We start from the raw sequence: 11,042 nt of genomic DNA on the forward strand, positions 1-11,042 counted from the left end.
TCCGCCCCTGAGGGATCATTGAGTCCTACCGGGTCGTTGAAAGCATAATTATAAGGACTCACACCACTGTACTTCACAGCCATGGGGTCGATACCTGTCATTCTTCCCAGGGCAGGGTCGTACTGCCGGAAGAAGGTCTCGTAATTTTTTGTCTGCTCGTTCAGCTCTGAGCCGGCATTGTAGAGGAAATTATTCTTTAAGTCCGTAGGCCTTGTCCAACTGGTGTTATGCTGCAGTCCGAAAGGATAATAATCCGTGTTCTGCACCACCAAACTTTCCTGAATCGCCACCACCATATCATCAAAATACACCTCGTTCAGGCTGTTGCTTTCATTGGAAAGGTACACGTAGATCCACCCTTCCTTGGTGGCTTCTATATCTGTGAGGCTCAGCGTCTCCAATGTGCCTGATTCGCTGATCTGCGCATGGCCGTGCTGGTACATCTTCATATTCCTGTCGAACAGGATGTAGTTCAGGTAGCCCGCAGGCCTGGTGTTGAGGGTGCTGCCCAGTAAGCCAAACCCGCCATTATCCGGGTTGATAGCATTGTCAAAGGCATTAAAAGTAGCCTGCTCTGAAGAAGTACCTCCGTTTACTCCTCCAAAAATGCCCGCCAGCGTAGTGATGAACGTGTTCAGGTCTATGGTGTTATTAAAGTCGCTTCCACCCCTGTGGTAGGCTTTTACACTCATGGTAGCCTTGTCTCCCGGATACATCGGCAGGCTGATGCCCGGCCCGATGGGCTGACTGCTGAACAGCCGGCTTACTTCGTTGTAGGAAGTAGCACCGGTATCTACTGTGTTGGTTTCATCCACATTGGTAAACAGTCCATCATCTTCCTGTTCATTGGCTTCTGTTTCCATAGTGGCCGTAAAGGTGTGGCTGTCAGCATTGGCCGTGTACAGCATCCTGACATTGCCTAAATGGTCGGAGTAGGCATATTGGTAGTCAAAACCTCCCTCGGCCCCTGCTACCACACGGCCTTCGGCATGGCCGAAGAACTGCAGGGTGTCATTCTCATACACCATGTTGCCGATATAGTCTGTAGTGGTTTGCAATGTGCCGTTTTTGTACAGCTTCTGCGAAAGCTTGGCGCCAGAAGCGTCATAAATATACTTGATTGAGGTGCTATTAGCAAAGGTAATGGAGTCGGGTTTATTTAAAATGTTATAGGTAATGGTTGTAATGCCTTTGTTGGCATCTGAGATGGTGTTACCGTTGCTGTCATAGGTATAGTCTGTGGTTGCTGTCACATCGCTGAAGCCGTCTGTATTGCCGGTGTCATCTACTTTAGTTAGCTGATTGCCGCTGTAGTTATAGGTTAACTGGTCAATAGTCACTGGTAAACCTGTGGCGTCCGGGGCTTTGCGGGTCATACCGGTAATATTGCCATTGGCATCATAAGCGAGGTTGCTGAGAGCGTAGCGCTGAGCGCCTAGCGTCAGGCCTGTGCCCTCTCCATAGTTAGAGCCTTTTAGCCGGTCGGTTTTGTCGTAGCTGTAGGCATAGGCCTGTATCTCACTTTCTGTAGTCAGGTTGTTCTTCCACTTCATGGCCGTGATATTGCCGTTGTAAGCAGGGGTCTGGCCCAGTGCATCCAGGCTTTCGTTATACAGCAGTTCCATGCCGAAAAGCTTATCAGCAGTGATGTTGTCGGGGTCATTGATGCTTTTCAGCCAGCCGCGGATGTTGTAGGCGTAGTCTACGGATTGTAATGCACTTCCCGAGGTGATATGAAGATCTTTTTTGACCAGTTGCCCCAGCTCGTTGTACTGATAGTGAGCCAGAAGCATTTCTCCGGTTGTGCTAATCATCACCTCTTCCAACACATGGCCTGGGGAAAATATGCTAAAATCAACAAGTAAGATGTCGTTATTCGCTACAACCGTTCTTAGTAATGTGTTGTTATGCCAGTAGAGAATTGATTCTCCCTTTCTTTCTATTCTAAACCGGTCACCTGACTCATACGATGGTGCTGTTGCTAACAGGTTTCCACTACCACTTTCACGTATGTGAAAAGTACCGTTATCCCGGAGGTTGAAGGTATAATTGATGTTTGCCCAGCCAGCATCAACATTGGAGGTTGACAGGCCAATCATGCGATAAGTATCAATACGATTGACTACAAACTCAATACTGCCATCACTCCCCGCCGGTATGGTCTGCAAAGAAGCTCCACCTCCATTCCAGTTTTGACCTCCTGAAGTTTTGCTTAATACACCGTTCTCTGTAGTCACATTTACAAGGTCCACCCACGTGGCCTTTACCGCTGTACTGTGCCAGATATCTACAGGCCGCCCGGCATGATCGTATCCAAACCGGGTTTCCTGCGCCAAGATTTCTCCTCCCTGACTCATCGTATTCTTCACTTTTTCCACCTCTCCGTTGAACTTATAGACCATTGTAGCCTTATCGGCCACTGCCAGGTTTTTGTGGTTATTCGACAGGGTTTGTATCGCCCTGCCGTAGTCGTCATAGAACACTACGTTTACCAGCCAGTCATTCGTACCCAGTATTTTTGTTTTGCTACCTGTGGACATACCTCTTAGTAGGGTGTTGGTGGCCTTCTGCCCTGCCAGGTGGGTATTGTCATAAGCATAGTCCGCAGTGCCGTTGCGGTCAAAGTCGTAGTTGTCATAATAGTTCACCGCCAGCACTTCCAGTCCCGAGGTAGGGAACACGGTGTTGCTGTAGCCGTGATATGTAGCGTTCACCGCTTTCGCCTCGTAGTAGGGGGCGGTCTCGTAGTCCAGGTTATCAAACAGCGCTTGTACAGTTGCCCTGGTAGTTTGTGTGGCATTGGTATAGATACCGTTATAAACAGGGCGCTGCTGTATGTCATATTTGGTAAAATACCACTGGTTGCTGGCCCTCAGGTTGCCATCCTGGGTAAGCACCGGCCTGTCAAACGGATCGTAAACAATATATTCCACAGCCTTGCCGGGCACTTTCTTTTCTACCAGCCTGCCTTTGGCATCGTAGGTGTACTTAAAGATCAGCTCTGCTATGCTTGCGCTGTTGGCATCGAGGGTCGTACCTGTGCCCAGTATTTCCACTGCCTTTGGGGGCAGGGTATACTTCAGCTTGCCCTGGTCGTCATAGATATGGTAAGTCTCCAGGTAGCCGGTGTCGTTTTGTACTTTCTTTGATATGGTCAGTCCGCGGCTGTCGGTACAGGTGAGCACATGGTTGCCATTTTCATCGGTCATATCACTTATCACCAGGGTGTTAGTGGCATAGTAGCTATTGGTGGTGCCGTCCGGTTTCCAGTACCGGACCGTACCTGCTGTGTTGTAGGTAATATCCTGCTTCACCGTATGGCCGCTGCCCAATTGCCAGTCGGCTCCGGGGGCGCCTTGCTCCAGCACCCGCTGCAATGGAGAGGTATCGTATTGCGTCTCTGCCCAGGGGTAGCTGTCTGCCGGCACATTAGCCACCGCTCCGTTGTAGAAACTGGCTTGCGTAGTTTGGGGGTCTGTGTAAAAGTCTGCTCCACTAGCCGTGTGGGGCAGGTATTGTCTGGTCACCCTTCCATATTCGTCATACTGTTGGAAGGCTACCATATCGTTCTGCCCGGGGCTCATGCCTTTCACCACGCTTTGTACATTTCGGCCCAGCCCATCGTGATAGCTAAAAGCGGTTACTTTATCAGTCTGTGCTGTAATATTGGCTTCATCAGTTACTTCTTCCCTCAACTGCTCGGTTTTTGTATGCAGTTTCTCAGGCAACAGTGCATCTGTCGGGGAGGCTTTCTTCACCAGCTTCCAGGGGCTGAAGTAGTCTTTGCCATTCAAAGATATCTTTGCTCTGAAATAGGTATCCTTTACAATATTATCATGTGTAATGGAAGTTGATGTATTATATTCTCTAAATATCCAGAAACCATCATCAGACAACAAGGGCTCCAAATGAAGTCCCGACACCGGCTCGGAGTATTGCCATTGGGTAACGGTAGCAGTTTGATAGCCTGTTAGGGATACTGTCACCGAAGTATTGGCTGTTATCTCCGGACCTGTTACACGTAAGTCTGCAAAGGTGTGGTGCACTTCAAAAGTAAACGGATTGCTGGCTACTCCATTCACCTTCACCCGGTACTCGAACGAGGTAGTTTTGTTGGTAAACGTCTGGCTATAGGTATCAGCAGAACCTGCTATGTTAGTCCAGGAGCCTCCCGCATCACGCACCTGCCAGGTATCTATCTTTCCGGTGTAGTTTTGAATGGTGATGGTACCTGTGGCCAATTCCCAGTATTGATCTGATACGGCCAGAAAATCGGCATCATGAAGTATTTTTACTTCTATGATGTTCGACTCTGCCGAACCGCAGGGGTTGGATGCTATCACCTTATATTTCATACCATCTACCGCTGTTTCGGTCATAGGGGAGGTCACACCGGTCATCTCCGACCAGATACCATTGTTGTACTTCATCCATTTATACGTATTGGCATTGGGTGGAGTGGTGAAATTAAGATTCACCTGCCCGCCCTGGTAGAACTCGTAGGTTCCTGTAAGGGTTACCGGATCGGGGACAGTAAGTACCGGTGCGAGCGTAACAACGTTTGATGGCTGCAACACACAATTGCCAGATCCGGCCATTCTCCTGAATTTAGTGGTTGCGGACAGCACTGGCGGATTGTAGCTGGTGCCTGTGGCCCCTGAAATATTACCCCACGTGCTGCCCCCGTTTGTTGATGACTGCCATTGATAACTGTACGAGCCATTACCACCTGAAGCGGCTGCCGTACTGGTAATGGTTTGTGGATCCGCTCCTTCACAGAGCATATCTTCGCTGGTATAGATCTCACCGGGCATGACAGGTGCGTAAACTTCTATCAATACCCCTGAGCTTATGGCAGTACCTCCGCATGAAGAAGCTTTTCTTCTGAACCATTTATTACTACTGAGCACGGGAGGATCATAATAAGCATTAGTGGCCCCGGCTATAGCGGTATAAGTGCCCCCCTGAGGAGCTGACTCCCATTGGTAGGTATAAGTTCCGTCTCCTCCCGATGGCGAGGCGCTATTGTTCAGCCGCGCAGGCGCTGTACCGGAGCAGATGGTCTGGTAGCCTGAAATACTTCCTGCGGAAACAGGATCTAACCTGGTAATTGTAATAGTGTTTGAAGTGACGGTTCCGCAATTATTAGAGATCGCATCCCTTTTATACTGTACACTGGGGCCGGGGGTATCTCCTATATATCCTGCACCCGTCATGTCACTCACTACCTCCCACGCCTGGGAGCCTATTTTGCGCCACCATTTATAGGATTGAATACCTCCACCACCACTGGCGTTGACCGTGCTGAGGATACCGGTACCCTGCCCGTAGCACAGCTCCGGATCCTGTGCAGATATCTGCCCGGCCAGCAACTGGTCACGTACGGTAATGGTGATGATATTACTGTATTTATATTGCCCGCACGAGTACACCCTTCTTTGATATTCTTTGGTACTGGTCAGCACCGGAGGATCATACGAAGATGAGTTAGCCCCACTGATCCAAGACCAGCTTCCCCCGGGGCTTCTGTGCCTCCAGGCATAGGTATAGCTGCCATTACCGCCCGAAGGGCTGGTGCTATTATATATGTTACCGGGGTTACCGCCGTTACAGATGGTTTGAGCCCCGGAAATTGACCCTGGTGACAGTGATGGACGTACTGTGATTTTTACCTGGTTAGTAAAATAATACTGCGTATCTCCAGAAAGCCTGGCTCCTCTTTTGAAGTATGTTGTTTTAGTTAAGTTGTCAACATTCAGCGTTGGCGCAGTGGCATATATATCCATGGAAAAAGTTGATTGATCCTCTGGTCTGCTAAACCACCGGTAAACTATACTGCTACTGCCTCCATCTGCGCTTTCTGTGTTGGTTAAACTTGCGTTTCCGTTATAGCAAATCGTCTGCGCCCCTCCGATGGAACCGGGGTCAAGCTGAACGCTGACAGATTTCTGGTCATACAGCGTACCGTTCCATTGCTCCAGCCGCACCGACTTTGAGCCGGCATCATTCCATTGTATATCCGCGTAAATTGTAGTGGTTCCATTACTATATGTGTTTACTACCGTTCCACCAACGGCCTTCCAAAAACCCAATGTAAGATGGGAAGCTGTATAGCTATAGGTAGCAGTAGCGCCTACCTGCGATGATGAAGGGCCTTGTATGCTCTGTGAAAAAACTGTTTGAAATGCTACCAACAAAGCAAAGGTGAACAGTAATGATCTCATGGCCTTTATTTTTGATATTTGGGTATTCATTGTCTTATCTTTTACTCTGTAGCACATCCGATGTCACTTTTGTAATAGTCGATATATACAAAACTGCGGGCTTCTTTTTCCCCATCTACCGCTATACAGACCAGGTAGAAATCATTGGGGTGGTATGTTCGGTCATACAGGTACACCTGGCCAGTGTGCGCCGGAGGATAATTAGGATTATTGACTGGGTTGCCAAAGGTATGGATAGACTGATTGGGTGAATCCCACCAAAACCAGTAGTAAGTTACCCCTTGCGATGCCCCCAAAGCTTCTGCTTTGAACTTGGTATCTGCCGTGCCGGGAATATCGCAACTATGGGCCGGTCCGTCTTCAACACCGCACAGGTCGTATTTCACAGGCCCGTCAATACAGATGGTCAGGTGGAGCTCGCCTTTCACAATTTTATCTTTGCGCACTATGGCCGATACATAGTAGGCTTTGGTGTCTTTTACGATCTTGCACATTACCATATAATCGAGCGTATCGGGGATGGTCAATTGTGTTTTGCTGTCACTCAATATGGTGGTCACCCCGGTATAGGTGTTATCATCCTCAGGATCGGGATTAGCCGTTAGCGGTTCTATTTTCCACAGGAAGGCCACTTGAGAAGGGTCTCCGATGTTGGTTACTGCAAATTCTTTGGGTACATTGAGGGTGATCAGCCCCTCAAAGCTAATGACCGGGAATATACCTTCATCGGTATCTGTTGTATAGGTGGTCCTGCTTACGATGTTCCTTTGATGGTCCCTGGCCAGCACGGGGCGTTGAGCCTCATCGTATTCATAGTAAGTGCTTCGCCCCTGGTGGTTGGTTTCGGCTGTCTTGCGAAGGTCGGCATCCAGTGAGTTATAAGTTAAAGTAGCCACCGAAGGGTAGAATAGTACGTCATCAATGCTAATGCTTTGCGAGGTGCTTAGCATGATATCAAAAGTGTTCGACAATCCACTGACATCAATGGTGGTTTCATAGTATTTCCATTCGCCCCCTGTATCTGTTATGCTGATCGTGCCAGTTGCCTGTGTGGTATTATCATCACAAAGCAGGGTAACTGTGGATGCACCGGTTGACTTCACCCAGATGGAAAATATGTATTCCCTGTGAGCTGCTTCCCGGGTAATGGTTTTTCTCAGTTCGTTATTACTATTCAACTGTATACACTTGCTGTCCGCCCTGCCGTCAAAAGACGATGCTACATACCCGGAGCTATAAGCAAGTTCATGATCATTTCCCTGTAATACATCCAAACCAAATGTTTCAAAACTATTGTAAGCGATCCCTGCCGCTACTACTCCTGAAGCCTGCAAAACCGGGATCTTCCCTCTGTATCCATATAAGGTGGTACTCAACTGTTGGTTGCGGTCTTTTACAGTGTTTACATTCAGATACCTATCGGTGCTCACCATTTCAACCATCCGCTCATACCTACTATCTTTGGTAAACATTTTTGTTGTGGTATTCACTGTACTTCCGGTAAAATCTGTAACAGGAGTGTTTAGTCTAAGTCCTTCACTGCTTTCCATCAAAAGCTGATCGCCGGGCAGGAATGTATAGAAATTTAATGACGCCCCTGACACTTTCTCCGTACCACCGGACTTTTTAATCGTCTGGTAGGTTTCTACCGGCATGCCTTCAAGTCCCAGGGCATTCATTTTTTCAAGGGCCTGCACCATTTTATCATTACTTCCGGTTACCGTGCTGTACTGGTGGTTGTACTTATGATAAGTTTTATATTCTGTTCCTTCGGCATCGGTAGATGTGCTGCTGAGCAGGTAGGGGGTATCACCGGTGGCATAGCTATACTCCGCAGAGGTGGTATGGTGACCTCCGTTGGCATCAAAATTGGTGGTCACTGAAGATAGCAACAATGGCGTGGTCATCATATGCAGCTCATAAGGGCTGTAAATGAACATTTGTTTGAGCCCTCCGGTGGCCATCAGTGGCAATCGCTCTTTGCGCAGGCTCTTGATATTTTGAATAGCGGGCAAATAGGTATAAGTATTTTCCATCGTTTTCAGAATATTCCCGGCTTCGTTATAGATGGTAGACTTCTTCAGCTCTCCATTGAGGTATGAATAGTTGGGCTGTGGTGCAAAAGGGTAGCTGAAATGCGTTATTACCGGCCCCAACCCGTAGTAATTTTCACCCGAACCCGGGCTCTGGCGCGCTACTTTTGTTTTGGTGGCCGTCCATGATCCGTGAGTGGTAGTGCCATAGGTTATCGGTATGTCAAATTCATATTCGGTTTTACCCAGGCCGGGCTGAGAGGTGGTGACTTTTTCATAGTTCACATACGAGCCTCCGTTCACAGGGTCCCAGTTTTGGTTGTCGTAGTGCCGCAGGGTAATTCGCTTCCATTTTTCTTCTTCATCGCTGCCGCTTAACTCATGGAAGTACCTGACAGTGGTATCACGGGGGTCAATATGGAATCCAGGTGTAAAAGCATACTGTGGCCGGTGGATGAGTTTTCCACTGGAAATGCCTGCCGTGGCGTCATAGCTGTAGTAGGTGTTGATATCATTTTGGTGATCGATCCCATCTGTGGTTAATAACCGCGATACCCTCAACCCTCCGCCATATTCATTTCTGCCGCTCAACGGGTCGTGATAATCGTTGAGCTCATAAAAGACCTCAGTAGCCCCTCCCGATGGCAAGTGAACAGTTTTTAGAATCCCTGAAAGCATCCTGTTGATATCCGGTTTGGTATCTTTTCCTTCCAGCACATATACCCTGTCCTGGTATCCGGGAATAGGAAAAGGACGATACCGCTCGCTTACCTCCTCTCCGGGATAGACATATACTTCGGGAAGACTTTCAATGGCGCTGTAGCCATTGGGATAGCCGTAATAATCTCTGCTGTAAGAAAGGCTTTGAGGAAGTAATACGGTGCCGGTTTCGTCATTTATATTGTAATAGCTGAACCTTACCGCGGGCTTTTCATACCAGCCGTTCAGTTCTGACACGGAAAGCAGAAATGGGTAATATGTCCTCACATGATCTTCAGGGATTATATTTGGTGAAGACCTGTAAAACCTATAGTTCAGCACGTATTTTTTCATTACTTTCTTGTCTGCCGTCAAATTTTCATATATCTCCACCTGGTTAATCAGTGGCTGACGCATATTTACCGCACGCTGGTCTCTCGTTCCGCTCGGCAAAAATTGCGTTGGGATGTGATGGAGTCCCTCAATGAACTTGACAAAATGAGTATCACCATGAACAGCACTTAACGTGTAGGGTTGTTCTTCTTCGTAGTGGTAGACAAACTGAGGTAACTTTACATTTGCATTACTGGTAAATTCATAAGAATAAATAAAAACCGTATCCGTTCTGTATGGCGCCCAGGAAGTAATATGGTAATCTGAAAGGGCATCTTTAAAATAAAAGCGCTTATAGTCGAAACTGATCAGTCCACCCTGAACGGACTTCACCATGGTCAGGTGCCAGGTACTGTTGAAGCTGACTTCAGATTTGAAGTTGTAGTAGTTGTTCTTGTCTATAAAGATCTTCGACTCATCTTCCGCTTCGGTGCGAATGGTCATCTTTAAAGGTAGGCTGAAGGTATAGGTGATACCGGCAGAGGTCGTTATTGTAAAGCGAAAGATGCTGCCGGAGAAGTAAGTATGATCAACTGTAACATTTTGGTGGGGACTTAAAAGTACCTCACCATTTTCATCGAATGAAAACATGCCACTGATACCGGGAGCGTTGATGTAAAACAGGTCCGGTTCGGTATCTTTTATCACTGTGGTGGAGTCAAAGCCTCCGAACCCGCTGATGGTGTTAAAGTCACTATATTCATCAGTAGCAATGGTATAATTGTCGTCACCGGCAGGGCTGAAGTTTTTTACTTCCATTGCCGTACCTGACAGCCAGCCCTTCTTCGTAGCGGTATTGATCTCATCGGGCAGGCCTCTGAGTACACGGGTGATGCTACCCCCGGAGCTGACACTCCAGTTCATCCCGGCGCTCCCGGAACCCTGACCTACTTTTATACCATTGGATGAGTAGAACAATCCCACAGGGTAGCTTAGATCTTTAGAGGTGATTTCCCAGAGCGGCATATTGTAGGAAACACTGCCGGTGAGTTTATCCACGGTCTGTGACCATGCCTTGTTTACATTTACAAATACTATCGATACCAGGCATAGGATCATACCTGGTAAGTTTGAAGGGTGTTGAAATCTCATGTGAAAATTCTGATTAAGGAATGGAGAAAACTGTGGTTTCATCTACTTGGTTGGCCGGTATCTTCCAGTCGATCACTAGCCGCTTATTTTCGGGATCCCAGCTACCGCCGGTTATTACACATTGTCCGAAGCGGGTATCAAAACTACCTCCCGCCACTTTGTTTTCACAGTCGATGCTCATCACCATCGGATTGTCAGTATCAAAGCCCATGTGCTGGAAAAGACCTGCTGAGAAATCAGAGATCAGGTAGCTGGCATTATCCTGTTTTGTTATGGTCACCAAGCCCTGATGGTTTTTCTTAACTACTTTCCCGGTCCAGTGCAAAGTCTCTGGTAATTGCACCCGGCAGTCCTGCGGATGTGAGACGGGAAAAAACATAAGGATCAGTAAAGCTAAAGCCATAGAGCAAGTAATTTTATCTGCTATTTATTAATATTTTTAACAAACAAGGGTGCAATTTAGAAAAGAAATATACTAAATGAAATAATTAATTGAAAAATTATCATGAAATGCATTCACAGGAGACTCTTGATCCATGTATGTTATTTACAATAAACAGCAAAACGGGTTTGGTTATGTAACAGCGTTAACTCAACTGAT

The 11,042-nt window shown here is 47.5% G+C and carries 3 protein-coding genes; all 3 read right to left on the bottom strand.

What is annotated here, in order from left to right; all coding sequences use genetic code 11:
• Positions 1 to 6,224: DUF6443 domain-containing protein (locus tag C900_RS26195; protein ID WP_185114004.1), on the bottom strand; the 6,224-nt coding region annotated here is incomplete at its 3' end.
• 41 nt (positions 6,225 to 6,265) lie between these two features.
• Positions 6,266 to 10,441, bottom strand: coding sequence for a hypothetical protein (locus C900_RS26200; RefSeq protein ID WP_157494244.1), 4,176 nt, complete (start codon positions 10,439 to 10,441; stop codon positions 6,266 to 6,268).
• A 13-nt stretch (positions 10,442 to 10,454) separates the two neighbouring features.
• Entirely contained in the window at positions 10,455 to 10,844 is a 390-nt protein-coding gene (locus C900_RS26205) for a hypothetical protein (protein ID WP_040497610.1), read from the bottom strand.
• Between the last annotated feature and the right edge of the window lie 198 nt (positions 10,845 to 11,042).

The organism is Fulvivirga imtechensis AK7 (genome assembly GCF_000331535.1).
GTDB lineage: Bacteria > Bacteroidota > Bacteroidia > Cytophagales > Cyclobacteriaceae > Fulvivirga > Fulvivirga imtechensis.

What these genes read in the sequence shown, in the direction of transcription:
- C900_RS26200 (WP_157494244.1), bottom strand. Translation starts at nt 10,441, where the DNA reads ATGAGATTTCAACACCCTTCAAACTTACCAGGTATGATCCTATGCCTG.
- C900_RS26205 (WP_040497610.1), bottom strand. Translation starts at nt 10,844, where the DNA reads ATGGCTTTAGCTTTACTGATCCTTATGTTTTTTCCCGTCTCACATCCG.